Origin of the sequence: Lactobacillus nasalidis (genome assembly GCF_016587775.1) — a bacterium.
Taxonomy (GTDB): Bacteria; Bacillota; Bacilli; order Lactobacillales; family Lactobacillaceae; genus Lactobacillus; species Lactobacillus nasalidis.
Genome location: NZ_BOCG01000556.1, coordinates 1 through 430, shown reverse-complemented (window position 1 = coordinate 430; position 430 = coordinate 1). Strand labels below are relative to the sequence as shown.

Below are 430 nucleotides of genomic sequence, written 5' to 3'. Positions count from 1 at the left end.
GAGGTGCTGGGAGTCGATCAGGCCCGTTGAGGCCAGCATCCGCTGCACCAGCTGCTCACCGGACATTTCCAGGGAGAAGACCGCCACCGGCAGCTTCTCGTTGATGCCGACGTTCTTGGCGATGTTCATGGCAAAAGAAGTCTTCCCGACACCCGGCCGGGCGGCCAGAATGATCAGTTCGTCATCATGCAGCCCAGTCGTCATCTCGTCCAGATAGGAAAAGCCCGTCCGCAAGCCAGTGACCGCGTCCTGGTTCTTGGCGTTCTGCGAGACCTGTTCCATGGCTCCCCGGACCAGATCCTCGATCCGGTGAAAGCCGCCGCTCCCCTTTTCGTTGGAGACGCTCATGATCTCGTTTTCCGCGTTGCTGAGGATCTCGTCGACGCTGTCGGCGCCTTGAACCGCGCTGGAGATGATCTTCTGGCTGGCA

The 430-nt window shown here is 60.5% G+C and carries 1 protein-coding gene; it reads right to left on the bottom strand.

Annotation, left to right across the window (positions count from 1 at the left end):
• Positions 1 to 430: DnaB-like helicase C-terminal domain-containing protein (locus lacNas_RS10745; RefSeq protein ID WP_280515445.1), on the bottom strand; the 430-nt coding region annotated here is incomplete at both ends.